Origin of the sequence: Draconibacterium orientale (assembly GCF_900111425.1) — a bacterium.
GTDB classification, from domain to species: domain Bacteria; phylum Bacteroidota; class Bacteroidia; order Bacteroidales; family Prolixibacteraceae; genus Draconibacterium; species Draconibacterium orientale.
On record NZ_FOHT01000012.1, the window covers coordinates 37,480 to 64,181 of the forward strand.

Consider the following 26,702-nt stretch of genomic DNA (forward strand, 5'->3'; position numbering starts at 1 on the left):
TGTTTGATCTCCGAATTTACGTGAATTGTCGCAAATAAAATTCCAAATCAGAAAATTTAGCGATCTTTGCACAAAATAATTTAGCAATGCGCAAGAATAACAACAGCAACCGGGGCAGTTCACAAGGTAAATCATCCGGCAATTCGTCAAAACGTTCGGTGAAGGCACCTTCAGGAAAACGAATTGGAAAATCGCGGGTGGTTGAAAAATCGGAACCTAAAAAAGAATTCAAGCCCCGGAAAAATTATGGCAAAGCAGCTGAAAAGAAAAAAGAAGCTGCCGGACCAAGGCCAAAATTAAAAACGCTTTCGGCCGAAGGAATGCGCCTGAACCGTTTCATCGCCAATGCCGGTGTTTGCTCGCGCCGCGAAGCCGATACTTTCATCGGTGCCGGAGCGGTAACCATTAACGGAAAAATTATTACTGAGCTGGGAACACGGGTGCTGCCAGGCGACGAAGTTCGTTTTGACGGACGAAAAATTGAAGCCGAGCGCAAAGTGTATATCCTGCTGAATAAACCAAAAGATTATGTGACCACCACCGACGATCCGCATGCCGATAAAATTGTGATGGACCTGATAAAAGACGCTTGCGAAGAGCGCGTTTACCCGGTTGGCCGACTGGACAGAAACACAACCGGCTTGTTGCTGTTTACCAACGACGGCGATCTTTCGAAAAAACTGACGCACCCAAAACACAACAAAAAGAAGGTATATCAGGTTACGCTCGATAAACCGGTTGAGCGCGGGCACATGGATATGATTGCCGCAGGAATTGAGCTGGAAGACGGCCCTATTGCTGCCGACGCCATTAGCTACATTACCGATGATAAAACAGAGGTAGGAATCGAAATTCATTCAGGGAAAAACCGCATTGTTCGTCGTATTTTCGAGCACTTTGGTTACCGCGTAAAAAAACTCGACCGGGTACTTTTTGCCGGTCTCACCAAAAAGAATTTACCACGTGGAAAATGGCGGGTTCTTACCGAAAAAGAGGTGAAATTTTTAAAAATGATGTAACAAAGCAGTTGGAAGGCTGAAGCCCGAAGTCGGAAGAAATGCTTATTCAACTCCGGACTTCAAACTTCCTTTTCTCGAATAAAAACTATAGCTGTTTGTTAACCATCAATTGTAATTATTCTCTCAACCAGTTACTAATAAACCGATTTTGGAAAAGGAATTCTTACACATCATCCGGAAGAACCAGGGCATCATCCACAAAGTATGCAATATTTATTGCGACACGGAAGATGACCGGAATGATCTCTTTCAGGAAATTGTAGTACAGCTTTGGAAGTCGTACCCCAATTTCAGAAGAGAATCAAAGGTTTCTACATGGATGTATCGTGTGGCACTGAATACCGCTATTACTTCGTTCAAAAAAAGTAAAAGAAGACCTGACCAAAGCAGCCTGACGTACGAAAATTTTCAGATTGAAGATGAGAGGTACGATACCGAAACCGAAGAGAATATAAAAGTATTGCACAAAGCCATTCAGCAGCTTACCGGAATCGAAAAATCGATTGTGCTGCTGTACCTCGAAAACAAAAAGTACGAGGAAATTGCTGAAATTACCGGAATTACCCAAAACTATGTGCGGGTAAAAATGAACCGGATTAAAAGGAAGCTAAAGAAGCTGATGGTAACCGAAGAGTAGTAGTTATGGAATTAAAGGAGCTGAAAAAAACATGGAGCAAAATTACCCCCTCCAAAGAACTGGATGAAAACCAGTTGCATACTATGCTCAGTAAACGTACCAAAAGCCTGATGGACCGGATCGACCGGAACATAAAAATAGGATTTGTGGTATTGTTGGGATTGATTCTGTTATTTACTTTCGATGATTTAATTTTTTCGCCCGAAACAATTGAAAAATACTACAGCGAAATGCCTATTCCAAACTGGGTACTATATTTAGCCGTTTTTGGCAATGTGCTTATCGTTACTACTTTCCTGTATTTTGTTTTTAAATATTACCGGGTGAAAAAACAATGTGATGTTTCTTGCGATATAAAAGGCACATTAAAGAAAATTATTGAAACACTAACCCTTTATCAACGCCTGTTTTACCTCGCTTTGGCTAGTTTGTTATTGGCAATGGCATCAGCATTTACAACCGGTATGTATGAAGGGTTAAATCACAGTGCAGAACTTCAAGGCCTTCAATTCACAGATATCGAAACAAGTAAACTTATTTTAGCAGTTTTAATTTCGGTTCTGATTGTTGTTTTGTTTGGTGGTGCCATATTTCTTTTCCTTCGCTGGGGATTTCGCAAATTGTATGGCAACTACATTAAAAAATTAAAGGCCACACTGCGCGAACTGGAAGAATTGGAATAATTACCATAGTCTTTGCATGGAGCAAAGCGCAGAGCGCATGGAGTTTACGGTCTTTATCACCAGGTAACGAGTTTCAAGCATCCAGTATCCAGTATCCAGTATCCAGTATCCAGCAAATTACAGAACCACCCATCGACTTCGGCGAGAACCCTGCATTTTTAATCTCTACCCCTCACCCTTCGGGAGCTCCCCTCGAAAAAGGGAGCCGGTTACCAGCAGCTTTTCAGTTAAAATTGAGGCACTAAATCAGAATGGTTTTCCCTTTGTAAGGGAAAATGTCGGCAGACAAAAGGGTAAGGCTGAATGCTTGCAAAGCTATTTTAGGAAAGGTCAGCATCAAGTATCAAGTATCCAGCATCCAGTATCCAGCATCCAGCATCCAACATCCAGCATCCAACATCACATCAATCCAAGCACATTCTTCCAAAATATTGGCTGGTTTTATCGTATTAGCATCGATATTCAGGATTGACTTTTTATCTTTACAGCTCAAACTGAACATTAATTATGACTTTAATAAAATCAATCTCGGGAATACGAGGTACCATCGGAGGAAAACCGGGCGAAGGCTTAAGCCCGCTTGACGTAGTTAAATTTACAGCAGCTTACGCCACCTGGGCTAAAGAAAAAGCAAACAAAGAAAAAATTACCGTAGTAGTTGGACGCGACGCACGCATTTCGGGCGAAATGGTTGCATCAATCGTTGTTTCAACACTCACCGGAATGGGATGTAACGTGGTGAATATCGGGCTGGCAACCACTCCAACCACAGAAATTGCCGTTACCGAAGAAAAAGCTGATGGTGGAATTATCCTCACAGCCAGTCATAATCCAAAACAATGGAATGCCTTAAAGCTCCTGAATTCCGCAGGCGAATTTCTTGATGCAGCAGAAGGCGCAAAAGTACTGGCATTGGCCGATGCAGAAGATTTCAGCTTTGCGGAAGTGGATGACCTGGGAACTGTGGCAGAAAAAGACTACACCGATATTCATGTGCAACACGTACTTAACCTCGATTTGGTAGACGTGGAAGCCATAAAAAAAGCCAGGTTCTCGGTGGCTGTCGATGCCGTAAATTCGGTTGGTGGCGTTGCCATGCCCGCGCTTTTTAAAGCACTCGACATCGAAAACATAGTAGAAATAAACTGCGAACCAACCGGTCATTTTGCTCACACTCCGGAGCCAATTCCTGAAAACCTGGTAGAAACCGCAGAAATTATCAGCAAGAATAAAGTTGATGTGGGTTTTGTGGTCGATCCGGATGTTGACCGCCTGGTAATTATTAACGAAGATGGCAGCATGTTCAACGAAGAATATACGCTGGTTGCTGTTGCCGATTATGTTTTGAGCCAGACCCCGGGAAATACGGTTTCCAATCTTTCGTCGAGCCGTGCACTGCGCGATGTTACCGAAAAACACGGTCAGAGTTACGCTGCCGGAATAGTTGGCGAGGTGAATGTTGTGGCCAAAATGCGCGAAACGAATGCTGTAATTGGTGGCGAAGGAAACGGAGGAATTATTTATCCGGCCAGTCACAGCGGTCGCGATGCTTTGGTTGGAGCAGCACTTTTCCTTTCTCATTTGGCAAAATCGGGTAAAAAATGTTCGGAGCTGCGTAAAACCTACCCCGATTATTTTATCTCGAAAAATAAAATTGAGCTGACTCCGGAAATCGACGTAGATAATATTCTTGTTAAAATGCAGGAAAAATATGCCCACGAAGAGGTAACAGCAACCGACGGGGTAAAAATCGATTTTGCGGAGTCGTGGGTACATTTGCGTAAATCGAATACTGAGCCGATCATCCGGATTTATGCCGAAGCCAAATCAAGCGAAGAAGCGGATAAGCTGGCTCGGCAAATGATTGACGAAATGAAAAGCCTTTTGTAATTGGCATTTCAGAAGGTTAAACCAATTGCTTTTCAGTGTGAGCTTAAGCGAAACACGGGAATTACGTTAGTTAATGCCGATTGAAAACGGAAATTGTATGAGATAAGGCTCATCCTGATTACACATCGGTATTACTCAAACGCTAAGCCACCCTGTGGAAATAGCATCAGAAATTAAATTCGAGCTAAGTTTGTGTTATAAAATGTGTTTTTAGTTTTTCTATTTAAAAAACAATCTACTTTTGAATAGTAAAATTATTCAATAGAAAAGCTATTGAAACAAAACATGAAACAATGAAGAAGAAAAAAAATATAGCGATCGTAGCACACGATAACCGCAAAAAAGATATTATGGAATGGGTGTCGTTCAACTGGAAAGAACTGGCCCAGCACGACCTGATCTGCACCGGAACAACCGGAAAAATGGTTGAAGAGGCACTTGCTGAAAGTTGCCACAAACATGGCACTGTGCCGCCAACCGTTACCCGCCTGAAATCGGGGCCGCTGGGTGGCGACCAGCAACTGGGAGCAATGATTTGCGAAGGAAATATTGATATGCTCATCTTCTTTTGGGATCCGATGCAGCCGCAACCGCATGATGTTGACGTAAAAGCCTTGCTGCGCATTACGGTTTTATACAATATCCCTACCGCATCGAACCGTTCTACCGCCGATTTTATGGTGACATCCGAATTATTTCACGAGCAATACAAACCCATCATTAAAGATTATGGCGAATATATAACCCGCGACGTGAATATGGCATAAACCTTTCTTAATTTTTTAGAAAGCCCAGGCATTCTTGATAATCTTTTCAATATTTTTGTTGTTATTATCCGACATTAATAGTGATTGATTTATGCGAATTATCAGGAATACCTTCCTCATCACACTTATTACAATCAACCACTTGGGCTCAGCGGCGCAGGGGTTTCCCGCCAAATATGCCCGCTTATTTACACTACCCAACACCTACGTTGCCGGCCCAACCAGCACTACCATAAACATTGACGGGCAAGCCAACGAGCCGGCGTGGCAGGATGCTGCCTGGACATCGGAGTTTCGGGATATTCAAGGCGAGCATATGCCTCACCCCACCTACCCTACACGGATAAAAATGCTGTGGGATGCCAATAACCTGTACATTTTTGCCGAACTGGAAGAGGAACACATTTGGGCTTATTACGATAAGCAGGATATGATTGTTTACCACGAAAATGATTTTGAAGTGTTTATCGACCCCGATGGCGACACGCACAATTACTACGAATTTGAAGTGAATGCCCAAAATATCTTATTCGATCTGTTTCTGGATAAACCATATCGCAACGGTGGTAAACCCAATATTGAATGGAACGCCAAAGGATTTGAAAGTGCCGTTTATGTGGATGGAACGCTTAATAACCCGACCGACACCGACAAAAAATGGTGCATTGAAATGGCCATTCCTTTCTCATCGCTTAGCACTGACGGTAATTTTATTCAACCTGAGGCAGGCGATATTTGGAAGATTAACTTTTCACGCGTTGAATGGCAAACCGAAATAATCGACGGGAAATACACGCGAAAAACAAACAACGACGGCGAATTAATCCCGGAAGACAACTGGGTTTGGAGTCCGCAGGGGGTGATAAACATGCACTTCCCCGAACGCTGGGGACTTATTCAGTTTTCATCTGAACCTCCGGAATCTACACACGCTTCATTTGAACTACCCGAAGCGGAATTGCTGGCCCGCCACCTGTGGCATGTGTTTTATGCTCAACGCGACTATCAGCATGAACACAAAACATACTGTAACGACCTTGCCACTCTTGGTATTCAAGCAACCGGACAAGAAAACAGCACCGGTTTTTTGCTGAAAATGAAGGCCTCGGGAAAAACCTATACCGCAACTTTAACAACCAACAACAACCTGATGATCTCGATCGATCAGGATGGCTTATTACACTTACAAACTGACAAATAAACAATAGAACGATGAACAAACGAGATTTTATTAAAACCACAATGCTGGCCGGAATGGGCCTTACCGTAGCAAGCGCCTGTGCCAGCGAAGCAAAGCCGGCAGCTGCCGCCCAAGGATTGAAACACTGGGTTTGGGAAAATCCGAACCACGAGGAAACAGACGAAGACTTGCAAAAGAGATACAGCAGTTATTACGAAGCCGGAGTACGCGGAATGTTTTTCGAGCACGACAGCGAACGCCACTTTCGTATCGCAAAAAAGGCCGGACTGGAAACGCATCGCTGGATGTGGACCTTGAACCGTGGCGAAAAAGAACTGCTCGCCAGTCACCCGGAGTGGTATGCCGTTAGTCGCGACGGGAAATCGTGTGCCACCAATCCGCCGTATGTGGGCTACTATCGTTGGTTGTGCCCGTCGAAACCGGAAGTAAAGGAATACCTGGCTCAGCGCTCGAAAGAAATTCTGGAAAAGGATTATGTGGATGGTCTGCACCTGGATTATGTGCGTTACTGCGACGTAATTCTGCCGGTAAACCTGTGGGACAACTACGGCATCGACCAAAGCAAAGAGTTGCCCGAGTACGATTTCTGCTATTGCGATACCTGCCGCGAGAATTTCAAAAAGAAAACCGGCAAAGATCCGCTGGAGATGGAACACCCCGATCAAAGTCCGGCGTGGCGCAAATACCGTTACGAGCAGGTAAATAGCATTGTTAATCACCTGGCAGAAATAACGCATTCGTACAATAAACCCATTACAGCGGCAGTTTTCCCAACACCGGAAATTGCGCGCCGCATTGTGCGCCAGGACTGGACCAACTGGAACCTCGACGCCGTTTGCCCAATGATCTACCACGGGTTTTACCGCGAAACGGTAAGCTGGATTGGCGATGCAGTTGAGGAAGGCATCCATTTCCTTTGCGGAAAATTCCCGGTTTATGCAGGCCTGTTTCTGCCCGATTTCAAATCGGCTGAAGAGCTTCAAGAGGGAATTCGTGTTGCTATTGCCAACGGAGCATCAGGCGTTTCGTTGTTTGGAAAGGTGGATGAAAAGACTTTGAGGATATTGAAGAGTGCTTCGGAATAAGGAGCTTTTTTAAACGCTGATTAATACATTGGACCACCCCACCGCTGTAAACGCGGTCCTCCCCTCCTGGACCCCCTTTGTCGCCCATCGCCAACGCCTTACGCTGACATTTCCCCCTAAATGGGGGAAACAAAGCGGAATGTGTGATTTTTTGAGGGGAATTTTTCGTGCTACTGACCACGTTTTTTTATTTCAAAAGTTGAATTGGAATACGAATACTTTCTCCTCCTTTCAGGAGGAGTACACAGCGAAGCTGTGGGAGGTGGTTTAATGTTCTGCCAGGGTGACTCCGCCAATGATAGCTATTACTGAATCCGTTAGCTGACGGACAGGGTGACGAGACCGTTAGCTGTCAAGACCATCGCTTGCTTTTTTGACTTTCCGCTTTTTCCATTACATTTGCAGGCCAAAATTATTATTACAAATTGAGCAGGTGGCATCACCCTGCGCCTAAAAATAAAAAAATGCAAAACGAAATCTTATGGCTGGCCATGTTGCTGGCAAATTTTCTGCTAATTATTTTAGCCTATCGATTGTTTGGAAAATGGGGTCTTGTAATGTGGATTCCCATATCGGTAATTGTAGCCAACATTCAGGTAATACAAACCGTTGAGTTGTTTGGCCTGGTGGCCACGCTTGGAAACATTGTGTATGCCACCTCGTTTTTGGTAACCGATATTTTGTCGGAGAACTACGGAAAAGAGGAAGCCAAAAAAGCCGTGTGGATTGGATTTTTCAGCCTCATTTCCATGACTTTTCTGATGAACCTTGCATTGGAATTTCTACCACTGGAAGGCGACGAGTTTGCAGGAATAACCCACGAAGCTACCAGCACTATTTTTAGCCTGATGCCGCGTATTGCTGTTGCAAGTTTAGCGGCCTACCTGCTTTCGCAGCGCCACGATGTGTGGGCTTATCATTTCTGGAAAAACCATTTCCCGAAAGACCACCAGATCTGGCTGCGTAACAACCTCAGCACCATGGTCTCACAACTAATCGACAGTGTGGTTTTTGTGGCCATTGCCTTTTGGGGTGTTTACGAATTACCGGTTTTGATTGAAATTCTGCTTACCACCTATTTCCTGAAATGGATTGTGGCCGCCGCAGACACGCCCTTCGTTTACTGGGGAAAGAAGATTTACAAGCGCAACCGCTTTTGGATGGAGTAGGAAGTTGGTCATTGGTCACTGAACATTAGCCATTGGTCATTAGGAAAAGGATCCGATCTGTATATTCGTTAATTTATGCAGATCGGATCCTTCTTTTTATCTGCTAACAACTAAGGGCTAAAGCCCGGCTTTGGCACTGGTCTCACTAACCCCGGCATTAATGCCGGGGTTAAGCATAGCCACTCAGCACCGGGCTTTAGCCCTTATGGTTTGGTTCAGGCGGATTTCCGATAATGCTACACTTTAACACCCTTGTAACTTACTGATTATAGGCTTCCTGCAGCCGTGTAATTGGTCAGCAAACTTGTTTACTCGCGTGTTGCAGCGCTGCAAATGGCAAAAAATTTTTCTGAGACCCCTGTCGCAACCCTGCAACATACCTCCGATTTTTTTCAGACCCCTGCCGCAGCTGTGTAACTACAAATAATTTCTCTGGCACCAATCTCGCAGCACTGCAACAGGCAAGAAATTTTGCTGAGACCCCCTATGCACCCCTGCAAGAGGGGTAAAATTTTCCGGAGACCGGTGTAGCACAGCTGCGGCAAGCCTCAAATATTTGTTGCTTGGTTTTCGTACTATCGCCGGGTGTTAAATTCCAACATGGCTCCCATGCAATTAAAATGAAACACCGGTAAAAATGCCACGGAACATAATTAGCGTTGCTGCGCTTAAACCACGCGATGCCCCGAATCTTCGGGGGCGTGGCAGCGAAGCCGCGGTGCAGTAACAAAACAAATGCCCGCTGAGCAGCGCCACCGGCCCTCCGGCAGGGATTGCAGCGGTAACTTGCCGCAGCTTTTGCGTTGTGACACCGGGCAGTTGGGAGCGACCAAGGGGAGCTACCCAAATGCCTGTGGTGGAACAGGCAAAAGCTGTGGCAACTTTAGCGGAAAGCCCGGCTGCCGGTAAAATAATTTTGGTCACTGGTCATTGGTCACTGGGAAAAGGAGCCAATTTTCGTTAACTGATACGGATCAGATCCTTATACAGAAGATTTTGAGGATTCAGGTGTTTTCCTTTTCACATGTACCGTAGCAAAGATTATAACCATCATGAGCAGCGCCATAACGGCACCCGACAGGAAACTGGCTTCGAGGCCGCCCAATGCATAAAACACGCCTACCAGCAGGGGGCCAAAGGTTTGTCCGCCGCGCAGCACCATGGAGTTTAACGACATGAAGGCTGCCCGCTCGTTTATTGCCGCATAACCTACCAGCATATTTTGAATGGACGGAATGGTGATTCCGTGGCCAAAACCAAATACGATTACTGCCACGCCCAGCATTAAATAGCTGTTGGCACCCAGCATAAGCAGCGACGCGAGCATATAAAATGCACTTCCGATAATCAGTTGCCGTTTTTGCCCCAGCAAGCGGTTAAGCCGCGCCAGTTGCGAGCTCATAACGGCTGTAGTTAGCGACATGAGCGACATCATTAAACCAATTCGTGAAGAATCGGCACCGAGGCGGTTTTCCATCATCAGCGGGAAATAGGTTAGATACGAACCGTAAAGTATGAGAAAGAGGATAAAATTTACAGCGAAAAGTCCCCAAACAGTGCGTTGGTTAATTGTTTTCCACACGCGCCCAAAATACGATCGCAGATGGGCCTTATTCTTTGGCTCGGGATTATTCAGCCCTTTCATTACCCAAATGCCCAACGGAATAGCCAAGATTGGGAGTGCAAAAATATACTGCCAGCCAAAAATGGCAATTACGCCACCAAGGGCAGGGTACGATGCTGTTGCAATACTCAGCACACTGGCATTGTAGCCCATTGCTGCGGTGCGCTGTTTGCCTTCGAAAAGGTCGCCCACCAGCGTAATATTCATACTCGATAAGGAACTGGCTCCAACTCCCTGGACAAACCGAAGGGCCAGCAACCAGTGAAATCCGGGCGCAAACATACAGGCAAAACCCGCTATTCCGAACAGAAACAAGGAGGGAATTAACACCACTTTCCGGCCATAACGATCGGCCAGAATTCCGGTAAAAGGCGTAAGAAAAATACCGGGCAGCGTAAATGCCACAATCAGCCAGCCCACCTGCTGCGGACTGATACCGAAATAGCGGATAATATCGGGGAAAGCGGGTGTAATGCTGGCCACGCCCATCATGGCAATAAGCGTTACCCCAAAAATGAAATAGAGATTTTTATTTTTGAAAACAGATTTTTCAGCCATACTAATTTGATTGGTTGGTGTTAAAAGTAATAAAAATATAGTGCTAAACAGTGAATAGTGCTATTATTACCCCAACCCCCTAAAGGGGCTTATGGCAGCAGAAACAAGGAATATTCGGGAAGATTAAAAAGGTTAAAACAAAATAAATGAGCGGTATTGTAACTTACAATATCTAAGATTACAACACTCCCCTTTTGTCTATCGACATCCCGATAAGATCGGGACAGCTTTTATGTTACGCCAGAAACCGGATTGTGAGTTTCAGGAACAGTGATAGCATGACTTAGAGTCATACTATCACTACACCAAAACAGGTTATATTTTAACTTTGCTTTCCCATTCCAAACCACTAATATCAATCAGTTTCAGCATGTAATCATTTGCATTTCGCAAATCAATTGCGCGTAAATCAATTGCCAAATCGGCTTTTGCACCCAAAGGAACAATTAAGCTGTGTTTCCCCGGTTTTACGTGCGTTACATAGTGGTTGGCTATTTGATCTGCCGGAAACTGAGCTAATTCCTCGCCCGTTTTTTCGAGCAAAATATTTCCTTCCGAATCGAGCAGCTGAATCCCAATCAGGAACGATCCATACACATCAACGCCTTCGGTTCGGTAAATTTCAAACTGCAGTATGTTATCCTGAATAGCGGCACCGCTGATTTCGATTTTTGGTTTTACCGATTTGTTATGCAGTTTGCCATAAACTCCGCCATGAAAAACCTGGTTGGTAAACAACGTTAAAAACAATATTCCCAGCGAACCGACAAGCACGGCCGGTTTTATATTTTTTACAGGAAGTTCGCCTGAGCCCAGCCATACAAACCACCGGCTTTGGGTGAATTTGAGTTTTTTATTCAGCAGTAACTGATCGAGGGAATATGCACCACTCCCGCTAAAGAACAAGGTAAATCCGGCAGCTATCCCGAGCACACCAATTTGCCATTCATCGAGGCAGGTTGTTCCAATCCACCCCGAGCCCAGCAAAATTCCGGCGGCAAGGCCAAATACACCAACACTCATTAAACGGGTAAAAAGCCCCAGCATAATAAACAACCCTACAATAGCTTCAACAATGGTAAAAACGACCATGGCCATCCACAACTGCTCGGGGTGCGTAACCAGGTGCTCGATAATTGGTTTTATTCCCAATGCGTTGGGCAGGAAATGATTGAATTTTTCGCCGATATAACCAATGCCTTCCGGATCGAGTTTATCGACCAATACAACACGGCGCCAAAAGGCAGAAAAGTAAGTCCAGCCAACTACCAGCCGGAGCGATAAAGTGAAAAGTGCGGCCTTGTTTGCCGACTTATTCGCAAAATTATTCATGTAAAAATGTATTAACGGTTATTAAAATTGACAATACGTGGTGTCCGGGAAAGGCGATTACACCATGTCGAATTTTAACTGTTTATAAAGAATGTACAGCCGGATGTTTTCAGCAACAATTTCCGGTTGCGCCATTAACTTTACCGTAACGCTTGTTGGCTGCCGAAGTAACTCCGCCTGGTCAACTGCTGTTCCCTGAAGCTCATGATCTGAGTTCTGGAAATTACTGCTGATGCGAAAATCATCATGCGATGTAAGGCAGTGATGATCGAGGATCGGGGTTGTTTTTGTTTTATTTAACGGACGCTGGTATTCGGCTCCAATGGCCTTAAACAACGGCTCTTTTACCGAGCACGATGCCAGCGAAAACAATGCAATTACTATTAGCAATGCCTGTTTTACCCATCGAATGTATTGTTGAATGCGATCCATTAATGCCAGAAACAAAGGTAAGTATAAATTGTTTGGTGCCCAACCTGGCTTGTTTGGTTATATATCCTGAAATCCGATTAGTTTCTGCAGTTTTTCGTCCCATAAACGTAAACGCAAAGTTTTGAGGCTAGAGCGAAACGTTACCGGCTTCACCTCTCTGAAAATTTTATTTTCGGCATAACATTTTGGCAAATTGTAGTTGGGTATGCGCGCATTAATGTGGTGGATATGATGATACCCGATATTGCCGGAAAACCATTGAAGCAATTTGGGAAATTTGACAAATGAACTTCCTTCGAGTGCCAGTTTTGTGTAGTTCCAATCATCGCTTCTAACCCACGACACATCTTCGTACTGATGTTGCAGATAAAACAACCACAGTCCGGCCATGCCAGCCAGGTACAATATAATCAGCTGAAGAATAAGATAGGTAAAAAAACCAATTGCAACACTCATTACCGCAAACAGGATAACCAAGGCAATATTGGTTACATACACATTGTTCTTCTGTTTTTGAGTCATCCAATCTTTCGTCAGCCTGTTTTGAAGAAGAAATACATAGAGCGAACCAATACCAAACATCACAACCGGATTACGGTATATACGGTAATAAAGCCTCCTTTTTTTCGAACTTGCCAGATACTCTTCCTTTGTCATGGTCCATACATCACCATCTCCACGTTTATCGAGATTACCAACAGTTGCATGGTGTTTCCCGTGTAAACTGTGCCATTTATCGAAGGGAGTGAAAGCCAAAATACCAAACAACATTCCGATATACCGATTGGCTTTGTATGATTTGAAGAAAGAGCCGTGGCCGCAATCGTGAAAGATTATAAACAAACGAACTAGTAACCCGGCGGCAATAATGAGCAGAAATGCAGTGAGCCACAACGAAACCGACAAACTATAAACCAACAATATCCATACGCCAACATACGGGATAAAGGTGTTAACAATTTGCCACACGCTTTTTAAGGTATCCGGTTTTTGATAGGAAGCCGAATTTTTTATAAAGTTTTGCCAGGGACTAGTTGGGGATGTTTCTTTCTGCCGGGTATTCATCGATCTACTTTCCATTTTTTATGTTCCGAGTATTTAAACGAATAACAGATAGTATATGTTCGGCTAATTTTCACTATTCCAAAAGCGGGAGCCCGATTTTCACGTCAGGCTCCCGCTTCTATGGTGTTACTTCAGATTCTCTTCAAACAGTTTAAAAATACGTTTGTATTCGTCGGCCCAGCTGCTTGGCTCCACAAAACCATGTGCCTCCACCGGGTAAACCGCTAGTTCCCGGTTTTCTTTGCCCAACTCGATAAGGCGCTGTGTTAGGCGAACAATATCCTGAAACTGCACATTATCGTCCACCATTCCGTGGCACATCAGCAAGTTGCCTTCCAGTCCATCGGCAAAATTTATGGGTGAACTTTTTGCGTATGCGATGCTGTCCTGCACCGGTGTATTCAGAATGGCACCATCTACCTGGTCCGACAGATCGAGGCCACCCATCCAGCAATATAATGTCTTTTTCTCCTCCAAACTTACCTTTTCAAAGTGTTTTTTTTGAAGGCACCTAAATTAACATTTTTAGTAAATTGATTTCCCATGTGAACATGTATATTGTTCATTCAAAAAATATAGATTTGCAAGGTTAAACAGCTCGTAGCGCATTGCTCAAAAGCTTAAAGTCAATTTTTATGAAGGTATTTAAATTTGGAGGAGCATCGGTAAAAGATGCGGCCGCAGTAAAAAATGTATTTGAAATTATTAAAAGCGAAAGCGGAAACCTTGCCGTGGTTATTTCGGCCATGGGAAAAAGTACCGATTTGCTGGAAACATTGATAAAAGCCTACTTTAACAGCAACAACGAAAAATGGTCGATCTTCAATACTTTTAAAAACTACCACATTGAAATTATTGGCGATTTGTTTGGCGAAAAAGGAATGCCACAGGGCGTTTACGAATTGTTTAGCGAGCTGGAACACAAACTGAATTCACGTCCGTCGTACGATTTTAATTTTGAATACGACCAGATTATCTGCTTTGGAGAGCTCATTTCTACCCGAATTGTAAGCGATTACATTACCGCCACCGGCTATAAAAATACCTGGATGGACATTCGTACCTGCCTGAAAACAGATGACACGTTCCGCGATGCACGCGTTGACTGGGAATGGACCGGCGAGTTGATTCGCGAGGAATTTAACTTTTCCGATACCAGCTTATACATCACCCAGGGATTTATCGGCTCAACAACCGCGAACCTTACCACTACACTGGGCCGCGAGGGATCGGACTTTACAGCTGCCATTATTGGTAGTTCTCTGAAGGTTGAAAGCGTATCGATTTGGAAAGACGTACCGGGAGTATTAAGTGCCGACCCGAAAAAAATGAGCGACACGGTAATGATCAACGAATTGTCGTACAAAGAGGCGGTGGAGATGACGCACTCGGGAGCAAAAGTTATTCACCCAAAAACCATGCAACCGCTGCACAACCAAGGAATTCCCTTGCTGGTAAAATCGTTTGTTGAGCCTAAAAATCCGGGTACAGTTATTCACAAGATCGATCATAAAATTGAGCTGCCCCCAATTTTTATCCTGAAAGAAAACCAGGTGTTAATCACTCTTTCGGCACTCGATTTCTCAATAATCTCAATCAACGATATTGAGCGGGTGGTAAATTTTCTAATGGAAAAACTGATAAAGGTTACGTTAATGCAGCAATCGGCCATCGACCTGAACATTGTTGCCGATGCCTCGGACGAAAACCTGGTAGAAATTTTCAGCGAACTTTCAACAGATTACAATATCAGATACAACACCGATCTTACGCTGGTAACCATCAGGCACTACACCGAAGAGGTACTCGACTGGATGGTAAAAGAGAAAGATATTTACCTGGAACAGCATAGCCGTTTAACGGCACGAATGCTGATTAAAGAATAAGAAAAGGCTATCGGAAATAACACTTCCGGTAGCCTTTTTCTTTTAATTTCGTCCATCTTCAAAAAAACGATTGGCTGCCGATTGACAAATTATACACAGGAATCGATTTTTCTTGTAATTTTAGAAACCGATTTCTTACCTATAAACAAAAACAGCTGACTGAAATGAAGCAAAAAAAGACATTGCCTTATATAATTGGAGTTGCGGTTGTAATCATTATTGTGCTTATCGTGGGCAAAAAGCAAGGATGGCTGGGCAGCGATGTTAGCGTAAAAGTGTCAACCGAAACCGTAGAAAGCAAAACCATTACCGAGTTTATTACCGCCAACGGAAAAATTCAGCCGGAAACTGAGGTAAAAATAAGTCCGGATGTGGCCGGTGAGATTGTTGAACTGCATGTTGAAGACGGCGATGCGGTTGAGCAGGGAAAATTACTGTGTGTGATAAAACCCGAAATGTATGTTTCGGCAGTAAACCGATCGGAAGCCGCTTTAAACTCATCGAAAGCACGATTGGCACAAGCCGAAGCTCAACAAATTGAAAGTGAACTTTCGTATAAACGCTCCAAACAATTGTATGATAAAGGAACAATCCCGGTTTCGGAATTCGAATCGGCCGAGGCAGCGTACAAAGTTGCACAAGCCGAAGTACGCGCTGCACAGTATTCGGTATTGAGTGCACAGGCATCGCTCGATGAAGCGGAAGAGCAACTGGTAAAAACAAAAATATATGCGCCAATTACCGGAACCATTTCGGCATTGAATGTGGAAAAAGGCGAACGCGTGGTAGGAACCAGTATGATGGTGGGAACGGAAATGATGACCGTTGCCGACCTGAATAAAATGGAAGTGCAGGTTGAAGTGAACGAAAACGATATTGTAAAAGTGATGAAAGGCGACACCGCGCTGGTGGAAGTTGATGCCTACCTGAACCGCAAATTCAAAGGTATTGTTACCGAAATTGCCAACTCGGCAAGTGTTACCGGAACCAGCTCCGATCAGGTAACCAACTTTGATGTAAAAGTGCTTTTGCTAAAAGATTCGTACGAAGATTTGATCGATCCGGAGAATGGCAACCTTTATCCTTTCCGCCCGGGAATGTCGGCTACGGTTGATATCCTTACCGAAACCCGCGAAAATGTTATTTCGGTACCAATTTCGGCAGTTACAACACGGATTAAAAAAGAAAACGGCGGTACCAAGGAAGTGGCTACTGATTCTGAAAATAATTCCGACGATGAAAACACTGCTCAGCGCGACGAAAAACAGGAAGTTGTGTTTTTATATGCCGATGGCCGCGTAATGAAAACCGAAGTGGAAACCGGAATTCAGGATAACAACAGCATTGAAATTCTGAAAGGAATAAAAGAAGGTGATGAAGTAGTTACTGCACCTTACACCATTATCAACAGAACGTTAAAAGACAGTATGCTGGTTAAAAAGGTTAATGAAGAGGATTTGTTTACTGCTGAGGATTAAGAAATTTTCATCACAGTTATCCGGTTAAAAATAATTACAGATAAACAGACTGCTTCACTACGTTCGCAGTGACGATATTGTTAGCTTTTGGGAGAAGGGTCGGTTGCTGGCATAGCCACCAACCGACCCTTCCTCGTGCAAACCCCTTTAATTGTACGTTATCACGAGCATCGCTACGCAATCTTTAAGATTTGTCAGACACTAAGGCCTTTATAAACAAAAACAGGGTTGCGATTTGATTCGCAACCCTGTTTTTGTTTTCCGATCGTCTGTCATTATTCTCCCGGAAAATAATCGCGCGAATCAATAACTGTAAGATTATTGGTGTGTGCCCGGTTCATTTCCAAAACCGCTTGCTCCGAAATTTTATTCCCCTTGTAGGTGTAAGTTTTATCCAGCGCTACCCGTTTCAGTAAAAGATTTTGATAATCAACGTTAAATGTGTAAAGTACATCGTTGTAAAAATCGGTATTGTTTTGCCCGATTGCCAGTGCCCTGCCCTGTCGGTTATTTTTTGGCGCCACTGCTTCGCCTTCAATTTTCAGAATCGAATAATCTTCTTTATTTACGGTAACTTTTCCTTTAAAAGTACCGGCATAATAGTCGCCGGTGGTTGCCAGCGAAGGTACTTTCGGGCTAAAGGAAATCACCCAATATTCTTTCCCGCCGATTACAGGTTGGCTTTCCAGTGCCAGTTGATAGCTGCCTAACAATGCAGGGCTTAAAATACCCGATGCCGAGCGCACCCAGTCGAGTCCCAACAAATCATCGAGGTGTAACTGTGCGCTTGAAAAGCTGTAATCATCGGCGTTCTGCTCTTTTGTAACCGAATAGTTCCGAGCCTTAAAAGCATCTGCTTTCGAAGGATTTGTGTAACCTGTTTCGTCGTAAAGCAATACCGTTGCAATTTGTGGCGCTTTCACCTGCCCGTTAACCGCCTTTTCTTTTGAATAAGCAAAGTGCATATTAAACGGCCCCGAACCATAATTGTACTTTATATTGTCTGAAGCCAGGCGTAAAATGCGAATCAACACTTTATTTTGTGCGGCAACATCAACCTTCTCAACATCATACGATTGCGACTCCAGTTTTACCACTGCAAATTCTTTCGTAAAAAGATCTTTTACCGGAAATTGTTTGCTGGTAAAACCCACTGCCGAAAAGTAAATGGATTTATCTACCATCTCTTCAGGGATCTTCAACTCAAAATTTCCCTCGCTATCGCTGGCGGTACCAAAAAAAGTACCTTCCAAACCAATATTTGTATATGAAACCGGACGATTTGTATTGGCATCAACCACTTTCCCTTTAATGGTGTGCGCCACTTTCGAACCATTCTGCCCCAGCGTTGTAAGGGCAACAAAAACTGTAAAAATGAATATAATTGTTTTCTTCATGACCATCAATTTTAAAAAATAAAAGTAAGAAATAAATACCACACCCACTTATTTAAACGTTGTAATACCCAATTATTATTGTGTATCTTTGTTTTGAACATAAAAAGATTGTTATGAGTAGAAAATATATCCTTCTTGTTATCAGTGTAGTTTTAATTGGACTGACGTCGTGCGTTTCGAAAAAGAAATACCTTGAAATGGAAGCCGGCAGATTAAAAGCCGAAGAACTTTCGCGAAAACTCGATGCCGAGAACAACGCCAAAGCCGAACGCATAAAAGCTTTAATTGCCGATTTTGAAGCCATGAAAAACGAGTTGATGGAAAGCAATGCCATGAAAGAGCAAGACATTGCCAACCTGAAAAAAGAAATGGCTGTGCTGAACGAAGAACTTAACAGCAAACAGGAATCGCTTCAGGAAACCAGCTTTAATTTGGATTTTGAAAAACAACGTTTAACCAACGCGCTGGAAAGTAAAGAAGCCTCGATAAAATCGTTGCAAAATGAAGTTAACATGCTGGAAAGCGAAGTTTCGGGAAAGAACTCGGCTCTCGATCAGAAGAACTTTGAAATTAACAGGCTAAACCAGGAAGCTAAAGTTCTGGAAGGTAAAATTAAAGCCGGCGATGATAAGCTAAGTACGCTGCAGGGCCAACTTAATAATGTTCGTTCGGAAACGCAGCAGTTGCAAAATCAGCTAAAAGAAAAAGACGAGCAGATTACCAAACTTACCAACCAGGTTAAATTGCTGAAAAGCGAAATGGGCAGCTAAACCACTTTAGCTTAATGGCGATATAATATCGATAAAAATTTGAACTAATATTTAACAAAAATACCACTTGCTTGTTAAAGGAGATTAGAATAGTAAACCGCGTTTATTGACTGCGTTTATTATTTGATTGCAAAAATTAATGAAAGTTTACCCTTTCATTGGGAAGGCCTGGTTTAAACCGGGCTTTCTTTTTTATAAAAATTCCTTATTGCCATGTGGCAAAATAAAGTACAATTGGTATTACTTCAACATTTATATAGGGAGAAAAAAAAGGTACCTGCATCTCGCAAATACCTTTTTAAGTGTCTGAATTCAACATGCTTCTATGAAAAAATTGCGTTTTGTCATTCCTCGTCGTTATCAACCTTGGCAGTTGATGCGTCAACCTGCTCAAACCACATTCGGTTACCAACACTATAATACCTGTCTGCCAATTTAGGATCTGCTTCAAGCTCTTCCGTTGAATACGGTAAGTAAGGCACAATAACATCGTCGCCCTTCTGCCAGTTAGCAGGTGTATAAACAAATTTCGACTCGGTAAGCTGCAATGCTTCTACCATCCGAACAAACTCATTCATATTCCGGCCTACTTCTACGGGGTAGAAATTTACCGAACGGATAATATTTTTATCGTCAATAATAAATACTCCCCTTACATCACGGTCGGTGCTTTCCTCGTCGTGTAACATCCCGTACAAACGCGACACCTTGGCATCGGGATCTTCAATTAACGGAAACCCGATATGTACGGTTCCGCGTTGTTTGTAGTTCAACTCCTCAAGGTGAGCTTTCCACATTTTGTGCAAAACGATATCATCTGTGGAAACTACGGCCAACTCAACACCCAATTTTTTGAATTCATTTTGCAGATGTGCCAATTCAAGTAACTCAGAAGAGCATACCGGAGTAAAATCGGCTGGATGGCTTAGCAGAATTTTCCAACTATTTCCGAAATCATTTGGGAAAGTAATTTTTCCGTTGGTTGTGTTTGCACTGAATTTTGGAGCTTTTGATCCTATTAAGGGGATTTTGTAATCGCTTGCGCTTACTACTCCCAAGGCCAGAATCATAGCCATTAAGGTAAACATTAATTGTTTCATAACTTTGAATATTAAATGATTGCAACACGAAGTTACGGCCATTAAAATCCACAAGTATATGCCGGATAACATGTTTAAATTGTGATTCTAAACATTGCGTTTGATGGTTCGCTACCACTAAGTACTACAAATAACTAGATTGTAAGCAATTTTGTAATTTTAGTTATATTTTAAAGATATACACATCTTTATATATCTAATATGAAAGTTGAAGAATGACCAAAATAAATACTAGATTGTATTTTATTAACAAATATCTAAATATTTGTCGAATTTCTCGTTCAACTATTCGATGTCGTAATCCAGTTTAAACAACTTGTAATATTGTACAATCGACTCCCTCACCTGGTATTCAGAGGCGGTATAAGGAAGAACATTTTGCCCGTTAAACCACATCATAAAAGTATCGGCATAAGCCTCATTTAATCCGGTAAGTTTTATTACCATTTCTTTATTGTAGTTTTTCGAGTGCATGTCCCAGTTTTTCATTATCGCCATGTCTTCGCGTACCTGGCGTTTACGTTTTTCGCGCTTCCCATAATATTGGGCAAACGATAAAGGGCTTACCAGTGCTGCAATAATAGGAGGTTTTTCGTTAAATGCATCGCCTCTCAAGGTTGGGTCAAGATCTGTTGGATTTCCGTGCTCGAAATAATCCAGCTGCCGGGCTTCGCCTTCAACGGTAACTTCGCCAACATTATAAAGTACAGGGTCCATATAAAAAGTCAGCATTTCGTAGCCGGTGTAATACGATGGCACTTTCAGAATAAAAGTTTTGTAACCCACCGAAGTGATTTCGAGCGAATCGATATTAAGCATCTCCAATGTAAAAATTCCGTCGCCATTGGTTATCGTTCCGCTGTGTGTGCGGTGATTAATAATGTTGGCATAAGGAACTGCTGAACTGTCGGATGAACTCAGGATTTTTGCTTTCAGTTCAATCAACATCGGATCAACCGGATATTCCTCATCCTGCGCCCAAACTGAAAAACTCATCAAAACGATTAATAGCAGCAGTAAATATCTATACATAAATGCGTAATTCTATTCGTTTGCAAATCTATGCAAAAGAATTTAACCATTTTGAAGATAACACTATTTAACGGGTTTTTAACAGATGTTAAGGGGACATAGAAAATAGTCATCGCATGACTTAGAATCAGGGTATCACAAATACAGGGAATATAGGAAATTAGTCATAGCATGACTTAGAGTCATACTATGACTAATTGGAATTATTTCATTGAAGCAATGCGTTCTTCCAATACTTTTATGTTGGCTTCGGCATCGGCTTGTTTTGCTTTTTCTTTGGCAACCACTGCTTCGGGAGCATTATTCACGAAACGTTCGTTACTCAGTTTTTTCATTACCGAATTCAGGAATCCTTTGGCGTATTTCAACTCCTCTTCCAGTTTTTTCAATTCTTCTTCCACATCAATAAATCCATCGAGCGGAATGTAGAAGCTGGTCGATTTTACACGGAATGAAGCTGCGCCTTTAACTTCTTCGTCAACCGCAGTCAACTCGGTAAGATTACCCAATTTTATAAGAATACTGTTGAATTTGGCATCAAAACCTTTATCGCCCTTTTGCACCGAAAAATCGATCGCATCTTTAAAGGCAATATTTTTGTCTTTACGGATTTTTCGAATTCCGGAAACCGCTTCTTTCACATCTTCAAAAGCTGCCAGCAATTCGGCATCGTAATTTACTTCGGTTGGCAACTGACTGATCATGATGCTTTCGCCTTCCTTACGTTCTTCCAACAATTGCCAGATTTCTTCGGTAATAAACGGCATAAACGGATGCATCAGGCGCAACATCTGGTCGAATAGTTCAAGAATTTCGGTATATGTTTTTGCATCGATCGGTTGTTGATAGGCTGGTTTTACCATCTCGAGCAACCACCCCGAAAACTCGTCGCGCACTGTTGTATAAACCGTCATCAATGCTTCCGAAATACGGAAACTGTCGAATTGTGCATTTAATGTTTCAACCACCTGGCTGAGTTTATTTTTAAACCACTCGATGGCCAGTTTTGAATGTTCCGGTTGTTCAATTTCCGATGAAACCTCCCAGTTTTTCACCAAACGGAAAGCATTCCAAATTTTTGTTGAGAAACCGGCTCCCTGTTGCGGCAAACTTTCGTCGAACAACAAATCGCCACCTGCAGGCGAACAAAGTAACATTCCCACACGAACTCCGTCGGCACCATACTTGGCAATCAAATCCAGCGGATCGGGTGAGTTACCCAGCGATTTCGACATTTTCCGGCGTTGTGCATCGCGCACCATTCCGGTAAAATAAACATTCTTGAACGGGAAATCATCGCGGTACTCGTAACCGGCAATAATCATTCGGGCCACCCAGAAGAAAATAATATCGGGTGCTGTTACCAAATCCGAACTTGGATAGTAATAGTTTACCTCTTCGTTCTCCGGTTCACGAACTCCATCGAAAACCGAGATTGGCCACAACCAGCTTGAGAACCAGGTGTCCAAAGCATCTTCGTCTTGTTTTAAATCGGCAGCAGTTAATTCTGCATTACCTGATTTTTCTTTAGCCAACTCCAGCGCTTCTTCTGCCGATTCGGCACAAACATAAGTTCCGTCGGGCAGGTAATATACCGGGATTTGGTGGCCCCACCACAACTGGCGGCTAATACACCAGTCTTTAATGTTGCCCATCCAGTGTTTGTAGGTATTTTTAAATTTCGGTGGGTGGAAACTGATGGTATCGTTCATCACATTTTCCAAAGCCGGTTTTACCAGTTCTTCCATTTTCAGGAACCACTGTGCCGACAATTTTGGCTCGATGATCACATCTGTTCTTTCCGAAAAACCAACCTTATTTGTATAGTCTTCAACTTTTGCCAGGTTTCCTGCTTTTTCCAGTTCAGGAACAATTTTATCGCGAACAACAAAACGATCTTCACCAACATAAAGCTCTGCCTTTTCGTTCAGCGTTCCGTTGTCGTTAAAAATGTCGATGGATGGCAGGTTATATCTCAGGCCAATTTCGTAGTCATTGATATCGTGCGCCGGTGTAATTTTCAAACATCCGGTACCAAATTCCATGTCAACGTATTCATCCTCAATAATCGGGATTGAACGGTTGATCAGCGGCACCAAAACGCGCTTACCTTTCAGGTGTGCAAAACGCTCGTCGTTTGGATTTACGCAAACGGCAGTATCGCCCAGAATCGTTTCGGGACGTGTTGTTGCAATGGTTACGAAACCTTCTTCGCCTTCAATTTTATAATTCAGGTAATACAGTTTACCCTGCATTTCTTTGTAGATCACCTCCTCATCAGAAAGTGCCGTTTTTGCTGCCGGATCCCAGTTTACCATACGCACACCGCGGTAAATCATTCCTTTGTTAAACAGATCGACAAAAACTTTGATTACCGACTCGCTGCGGGCTTCGTCCATGGTAAATGCTGTACGGTCCCAGTCGCACGAAGCACCCAGTTTCTTCAGTTGCTCCAGGATAATACCCCCGTGTTTGTCGGTCCACTCCCAGGCATGTTTCAAAAATTCGTCGCGCGAAAGATCGTACTTGTCAATTCCTTCAGCATTCAGTTTGTTTACCACTTTGGCTTCGGTAGCAATCGATGCATGGTCGGTACCCGGCACCCAGCAGGCATTTTTACCGGTCATTCGCGCACGGCGGACCAGAATATCCTGAATGGTATTGTTAAGCATGTGCCCCATGTGCAACACACCGGTTACGTTTGGCGGCGGAATTACAATTGTGTAAGGTTCGCGCTCGTCGGGTGTGGAATGGAAGTATTTGTTATCCATCCAGTATTTGTACCATTTATCTTCAACCTCGGCTGGGTTGTACTTGCTCGGAATTTCCATCTGACTCATCTTGAAATATCTAGCTAAAAATTTGAGGTGCAAAAGTACAATTAAAAGTTTAAAGTTCAGAGTTTAAAGGTCAGAGTTTGCGTGCTGCAACAGAATAACGTAAAAAAGGTAGCGATCTTTTATTCTGACAAACTGAAAATCTCCGTTGTTCAATTCACTTCCACGATGCTGAACCAGTAAAAAGACAGTGGACCATTTGCGGTAAAAAAAAACTCCCCGGCCTCACCGGGGAGTCATATCTTACAAACAATATAAATACATTGTTTATCAAACTAAACATAGCACTGTGATTGTTTTATTCACAGTTGGTTTAATTTGCCGAAGTATTATTAACGTTTTTTCACATTAGCCGAGAATCATACCAATAATAGTCGCACTCATAAGCGAGGCCAGTGTTCCGGCCAACAATGCGCGCACTCCGTATTGCGAAAGCAGCACACGACGTTTTGGGGCCAGCGCTCCGATTCCGCCAATTTGAATTCCAATTGATGAAAAATTGGCAAAACCACACAATATATATGTAGCCATAATAATCGACTTGGTTTCGGTAAACGCTCCGGCGGCTTTCAGGTCGGCCAGCGAAACATAGCCTATAAATTCGGTGAGAATGAGTTTCTCGCCCAACAAACGACCAACTACAGCAATATCTTCCGGACAAACACCAATCAGCCACATTATTGGCGAAAAGGTATAACCCAAAATAAATTGCAACGACAGCTCATCGTATTTCCCATCGGTAACATTGGCAATAACATCATTTAAATGTGTAATAGCCCCAACTTTGGTAAATATAAAATTGAACATGGCAATAAAAGCAATAAACGCCAAAAGCATTGCAGCAACATTTACGGCAAGCTTTACACCTTCGGTAGTTCCGTTTGTGATGGCATCGAGCACATTGCTACCAATTTTATCGCGACTTACTTCGATGGTTTTATTGATAGCGTCGGTTGGTGGTACCAGCATTTTCGAAAATACAATAGCTGCAGGAGCTGCCATTACTGATGCAGTAAGCAGGTGTTTCGCAAATTCCAAACGCAGTTGTGGATCGTCGCCACCCAACAAGGCAATGTATGCCGCTAAAACACCTCCGGCAAGGGTAGCCATTCCGCCGGACATTACCAGCAAAATCTCCGATTTGCTCATTTTATCGAGGTAGGCTTTAATCATCAGCGGCGATTCGGTTTGCCCCAGAAAAATATTTCCTGCCACCGAGAGGGCTTCAGCTCCCGAAATCCGCAGAACTTTGGTAAACACCCACGCCAGCCCATATACAATTTTCTGGATAATTCCCCAGTAGAATAACAAACTGGTTAAGGCCGAAAAGAAGATAATTGTTGGCAACACCTGGAAAAGAAAAATATAACCGTAAGTATCGGCATTCATTAAATCGCCGAGCAGAAAGGTGCTTCCTTCTTTGGTGAAGTCGAGCACTTTAACAAATATTTTTCCGAAAAACTCGAATCCACTCTGTACAACAGGTACATATAAAACCCCAAGCGCCAGCAAAATTTGCATGGCCAAACCAATACCTACTGTCCGCCATGGGATATTACGCCGATCGGAACTAAAAACATAACCTACAAAAACCAACACCACCATTCCTAACAACCCCCGAAAAAGGGTCATAACCGAAAAAGGCGTTTGTCGTTCTTTTGCCAAAAGAATATTTGAAGTATCAGTTTGTTGTGCTACTGCGTCGGCTGCTGCAAACATTGTCTCACCAGCGTGTGCCGCCAGCGGTTGTAAAAAGAAAATGCCGGTAATTACTACCAGCAACATTATAATGCGTTTCATTGCGTGTTTTTTCATTTCCTTACACCCCTGTCGTCCCTTTGGTCCTCCTGTCCCCTTAAGGGGACAATCGCTATGAAGTAGCGATAGGGGTGATTTGTTAATTATGCGTTTCTAACTTATTTCTCTCGTTTATTTAACTCATCGCGAATTATCGATGCCTTTTCATAATCCTCATCTTCTATGGCTTCGTCCAACAGTTCCTGTAAGTCGCTGGTTGAATACTGGGCATAAGAGGAACCGCTTGTTTCGGGCTCTTCCTCATCCATCATACTGCGAACCGGAGAATTTTCATCATCCGATTCCAATACAATTCCGGCTTTCTGCAAAATTTCTTCTGAAGTATAAATCGGGCACCTGAAACGTAAAGCCAGCGCCACCGCATCCGATGTCCGGGAATCAATCCGAATCTCTTTGCCGTTCATCTCGCACAAGAGCTCCGAATAAAAAATGCCTTCTTCCAATTTATATATGGTAACCTCCAGCAAGGCAATATCAAACGCAAGCGCCATATTTTTTATTAAATCATGGGTAAGTGGCCGCGGAGGCTTCAACCCTTCCAGCTGAATGGCAATTGCCTGTGCTTCAACCGGTCCGATAATTATAGGAATTCTGCGTTCTCCATCTTCTTCTGCCAACACCAACGCGTAAGCCCCCGACTGGGTTTGACTTACCGATAATCCTAAAATGTTTAAGCGTATTTTCTGCATGCTAACGTTTGCCCTGTATCTTTTTTTCGATGCAAACAAATATAATAATCATTTTGGTTCCATTTCATTTATTTTGCCCGTTTTCAAAGTATTGCTCCCAAAACGGCACTAAAATTTGACAATACGAGATGAAGAAAATTTGCAGAAACAGAGATATTCTTTAAAATCAGAATCTCTGCGCCCCAAGCCACGTAAAGGGTAAAAGAAAGCATTTTATACAAAAAGTGATTTGA

The 26,702-nt window shown here is 43.1% G+C and carries 22 protein-coding genes; 11 read left to right on the forward strand and 11 right to left on the reverse strand.

Annotated elements, in window-relative coordinates; translation table 11 throughout:
* The first annotated feature begins 86 nt into the window (after positions 1 to 86).
* The 8 genes from BMW53_RS08360 to BMW53_RS08395 all read left to right on the forward strand — a co-directional run bounded on the left by BMW53_RS08360 (position 87) and on the right by BMW53_RS08395 (position 8,451).
* Positions 87 to 1,019: a pseudouridine synthase gene (locus tag BMW53_RS08360; RefSeq protein WP_074780493.1), complete on the forward strand. Its 933-nt coding sequence runs from the start codon at positions 87 to 89 to the stop codon at positions 1,017 to 1,019.
* 148 nt (positions 1,020 to 1,167) lie between these two features.
* A complete protein-coding gene (locus BMW53_RS08365) occupies positions 1,168 to 1,656 on the forward strand; it encodes an RNA polymerase sigma factor (protein ID WP_051567818.1) in 489 nt (162 codons plus the stop codon).
* Positions 1,657 to 1,661: 5 nt separating this feature from the next.
* Entirely contained in the window at positions 1,662 to 2,339 is a 678-nt protein-coding gene (locus tag BMW53_RS08370) for a DUF8845 family protein (protein WP_038558312.1), read from the forward strand.
* Positions 2,340 to 2,846: 507 nt separating this feature from the next.
* Entirely contained in the window at positions 2,847 to 4,229 is a 1,383-nt protein-coding gene (gene glmM / locus BMW53_RS08375) for a phosphoglucosamine mutase (protein ID WP_038558310.1), read from the forward strand.
* 293 nt (positions 4,230 to 4,522) lie between these two features.
* Entirely contained in the window at positions 4,523 to 4,996 is a 474-nt protein-coding gene (locus BMW53_RS08380) for a methylglyoxal synthase (protein WP_038558308.1), read from the forward strand.
* Positions 4,997 to 5,087: 91 nt separating this feature from the next.
* Positions 5,088 to 6,197, forward strand: a complete 1,110-nt coding sequence (locus tag BMW53_RS08385) for a carbohydrate-binding family 9-like protein (protein ID WP_038558306.1) — start codon at positions 5,088 to 5,090, stop codon at positions 6,195 to 6,197.
* An 11-nt stretch (positions 6,198 to 6,208) separates the two neighbouring features.
* Positions 6,209 to 7,282, forward strand: a complete 1,074-nt coding sequence (locus BMW53_RS08390; RefSeq protein WP_038558304.1) for a family 10 glycosylhydrolase — start codon at positions 6,209 to 6,211, stop codon at positions 7,280 to 7,282.
* Positions 7,283 to 7,746: 464 nt separating this feature from the next.
* A complete protein-coding gene (locus BMW53_RS08395) occupies positions 7,747 to 8,451 on the forward strand; it encodes a queuosine precursor transporter (protein ID WP_038564584.1) in 705 nt (234 codons plus the stop codon).
* Positions 8,452 to 9,433: 982 nt separating this feature from the next.
* Here the strand turns inward: BMW53_RS08395 and BMW53_RS08405 are convergent.
* From BMW53_RS08405 to BMW53_RS08425, 5 genes are all read right to left on the reverse strand, one after another.
* Positions 9,434 to 10,633, reverse strand: a complete 1,200-nt coding sequence (locus BMW53_RS08405; protein WP_038558300.1) for an MFS transporter — start codon at positions 10,631 to 10,633, stop codon at positions 9,434 to 9,436.
* A 315-nt stretch (positions 10,634 to 10,948) separates the two neighbouring features.
* Positions 10,949 to 11,965 carry a TQO small subunit DoxD gene (locus BMW53_RS08410; RefSeq protein WP_038558298.1) on the reverse strand — a complete coding sequence of 339 codons (1,017 nt, stop codon included), beginning with the start codon at positions 11,963 to 11,965 and terminating at the stop codon, positions 10,949 to 10,951.
* Between the two features lie 57 nt (positions 11,966 to 12,022).
* A complete protein-coding gene (locus BMW53_RS08415) occupies positions 12,023 to 12,397 on the reverse strand; it encodes a hypothetical protein (RefSeq protein ID WP_038558296.1) in 375 nt (124 codons plus the stop codon).
* A gap of 57 nt (positions 12,398 to 12,454) precedes the next feature.
* Entirely contained in the window at positions 12,455 to 13,477 is a 1,023-nt protein-coding gene (locus BMW53_RS08420; RefSeq protein WP_074780496.1) for a fatty acid desaturase, read from the reverse strand.
* A 111-nt stretch (positions 13,478 to 13,588) separates the two neighbouring features.
* Entirely contained in the window at positions 13,589 to 13,939 is a 351-nt protein-coding gene (locus BMW53_RS08425) for an alpha/beta hydrolase family protein (RefSeq protein ID WP_245749026.1), read from the reverse strand.
* Positions 13,940 to 14,097: 158 nt separating this feature from the next.
* Here BMW53_RS08425 and BMW53_RS08430 point away from each other — a divergent pair, with 158 nt between their 5' ends.
* Positions 14,098 to 15,348 carry an aspartate kinase gene (locus BMW53_RS08430; RefSeq protein WP_038558292.1) on the forward strand — a complete coding sequence of 417 codons (1,251 nt, stop codon included), beginning with the start codon at positions 14,098 to 14,100 and terminating at the stop codon, positions 15,346 to 15,348.
* A gap of 164 nt (positions 15,349 to 15,512) precedes the next feature.
* Positions 15,513 to 16,826: an efflux RND transporter periplasmic adaptor subunit gene (locus BMW53_RS08435; protein ID WP_051567817.1), complete on the forward strand. Its 1,314-nt coding sequence runs from the start codon at positions 15,513 to 15,515 to the stop codon at positions 16,824 to 16,826.
* A 275-nt stretch (positions 16,827 to 17,101) separates the two neighbouring features.
* Here the strand turns inward: BMW53_RS08435 and BMW53_RS08440 are convergent, their stop codons facing one another.
* Positions 17,102 to 18,223 (reverse strand): carboxypeptidase-like regulatory domain-containing protein, encoded by a 1,122-nt coding sequence (locus BMW53_RS08440; protein WP_038558287.1) that lies wholly within the window; start codon positions 18,221 to 18,223, stop codon positions 17,102 to 17,104.
* Between the two features lie 113 nt (positions 18,224 to 18,336).
* Between BMW53_RS08440 and BMW53_RS08445 the strand changes: the two genes are divergently transcribed.
* Positions 18,337 to 18,993: a hypothetical protein gene (locus tag BMW53_RS08445; protein ID WP_038558285.1), complete on the forward strand. Its 657-nt coding sequence runs from the start codon at positions 18,337 to 18,339 to the stop codon at positions 18,991 to 18,993.
* A 344-nt stretch (positions 18,994 to 19,337) separates the two neighbouring features.
* Here the strand turns inward: BMW53_RS08445 and BMW53_RS08450 are convergent, their stop codons facing one another.
* The 5 genes from BMW53_RS08450 to BMW53_RS08470 all read right to left on the reverse strand — a co-directional run bounded on the left by BMW53_RS08450 (position 19,338) and on the right by BMW53_RS08470 (position 26,469).
* On the reverse strand, positions 19,338 to 20,093 hold the full coding sequence (locus BMW53_RS08450) for a peroxiredoxin (RefSeq protein ID WP_074780499.1): 756 nt from the start codon (positions 20,091 to 20,093) through the stop codon (positions 19,338 to 19,340).
* 285 nt (positions 20,094 to 20,378) lie between these two features.
* On the reverse strand, positions 20,379 to 21,125 hold the full coding sequence (locus BMW53_RS08455; protein WP_074780502.1) for a peptidase associated/transthyretin-like domain-containing protein: 747 nt from the start codon (positions 21,123 to 21,125) through the stop codon (positions 20,379 to 20,381).
* A 203-nt stretch (positions 21,126 to 21,328) separates the two neighbouring features.
* On the reverse strand, positions 21,329 to 23,956 hold the full coding sequence (locus tag BMW53_RS08460; RefSeq protein WP_038558281.1) for a valine--tRNA ligase: 2,628 nt from the start codon (positions 23,954 to 23,956) through the stop codon (positions 21,329 to 21,331).
* 354 nt (positions 23,957 to 24,310) lie between these two features.
* Positions 24,311 to 25,762 (reverse strand): NupC/NupG family nucleoside CNT transporter, encoded by a 1,452-nt coding sequence (locus tag BMW53_RS08465; protein WP_245749027.1) that lies wholly within the window; start codon positions 25,760 to 25,762, stop codon positions 24,311 to 24,313.
* Between the two features lie 116 nt (positions 25,763 to 25,878).
* Positions 25,879 to 26,469 carry a bifunctional nuclease family protein gene (locus BMW53_RS08470; protein ID WP_038558279.1) on the reverse strand — a complete coding sequence of 197 codons (591 nt, stop codon included), beginning with the start codon at positions 26,467 to 26,469 and terminating at the stop codon, positions 25,879 to 25,881.
* Positions 26,470 to 26,702 lie beyond the last annotated feature (233 nt).

What these genes read in the sequence shown, in the direction of transcription:
- BMW53_RS08465 (WP_245749027.1), bottom strand. Translation starts at nt 25,762, where the DNA reads ATGAAACGCATTATAATGTTGCTGGTAGTAATTACCGGCATTTTCTTT.
- BMW53_RS08395 (WP_038564584.1), top strand. Translation starts at nt 7,747, where the DNA reads ATGCAAAACGAAATCTTATGGCTGGCCATGTTGCTGGCAAATTTTCTG.
- BMW53_RS08405 (WP_038558300.1), bottom strand. Translation starts at nt 10,633, where the DNA reads ATGGCTGAAAAATCTGTTTTCAAAAATAAAAATCTCTATTTCATTTTT.
- BMW53_RS08430 (WP_038558292.1), top strand. Translation starts at nt 14,098, where the DNA reads ATGAAGGTATTTAAATTTGGAGGAGCATCGGTAAAAGATGCGGCCGCA.
- glmM (WP_038558310.1), top strand. Translation starts at nt 2,847, where the DNA reads ATGACTTTAATAAAATCAATCTCGGGAATACGAGGTACCATCGGAGGA.
- BMW53_RS08420 (WP_074780496.1), bottom strand. Translation starts at nt 13,477, where the DNA reads ATGGAAAGTAGATCGATGAATACCCGGCAGAAAGAAACATCCCCAACT.
- BMW53_RS08390 (WP_038558304.1), top strand. Translation starts at nt 6,209, where the DNA reads ATGAACAAACGAGATTTTATTAAAACCACAATGCTGGCCGGAATGGGC.
- BMW53_RS08370 (WP_038558312.1), top strand. Translation starts at nt 1,662, where the DNA reads ATGGAATTAAAGGAGCTGAAAAAAACATGGAGCAAAATTACCCCCTCC.
- BMW53_RS08460 (WP_038558281.1), bottom strand. Translation starts at nt 23,956, where the DNA reads ATGGAAATTCCGAGCAAGTACAACCCAGCCGAGGTTGAAGATAAATGG.
- BMW53_RS08360 (WP_074780493.1), top strand. Translation starts at nt 87, where the DNA reads ATGCGCAAGAATAACAACAGCAACCGGGGCAGTTCACAAGGTAAATCA.
- BMW53_RS08450 (WP_074780499.1), bottom strand. Translation starts at nt 20,093, where the DNA reads ATGAAACAATTAATGTTTACCTTAATGGCTATGATTCTGGCCTTGGGA.
- BMW53_RS08440 (WP_038558287.1), bottom strand. Translation starts at nt 18,223, where the DNA reads ATGAAGAAAACAATTATATTCATTTTTACAGTTTTTGTTGCCCTTACA.
- BMW53_RS08455 (WP_074780502.1), bottom strand. Translation starts at nt 21,125, where the DNA reads ATGTATAGATATTTACTGCTGCTATTAATCGTTTTGATGAGTTTTTCA.
- BMW53_RS08445 (WP_038558285.1), top strand. Translation starts at nt 18,337, where the DNA reads ATGAGTAGAAAATATATCCTTCTTGTTATCAGTGTAGTTTTAATTGGA.
- BMW53_RS08435 (WP_051567817.1), top strand. Translation starts at nt 15,513, where the DNA reads ATGAAGCAAAAAAAGACATTGCCTTATATAATTGGAGTTGCGGTTGTA.
- BMW53_RS08415 (WP_038558296.1), bottom strand. Translation starts at nt 12,397, where the DNA reads ATGGATCGCATTCAACAATACATTCGATGGGTAAAACAGGCATTGCTA.
- BMW53_RS08470 (WP_038558279.1), bottom strand. Translation starts at nt 26,469, where the DNA reads ATGCAGAAAATACGCTTAAACATTTTAGGATTATCGGTAAGTCAAACC.
- BMW53_RS08410 (WP_038558298.1), bottom strand. Translation starts at nt 11,965, where the DNA reads ATGAATAATTTTGCGAATAAGTCGGCAAACAAGGCCGCACTTTTCACT.
- BMW53_RS08385 (WP_038558306.1), top strand. Translation starts at nt 5,088, where the DNA reads ATGCGAATTATCAGGAATACCTTCCTCATCACACTTATTACAATCAAC.
- BMW53_RS08380 (WP_038558308.1), top strand. Translation starts at nt 4,523, where the DNA reads ATGAAGAAGAAAAAAAATATAGCGATCGTAGCACACGATAACCGCAAA.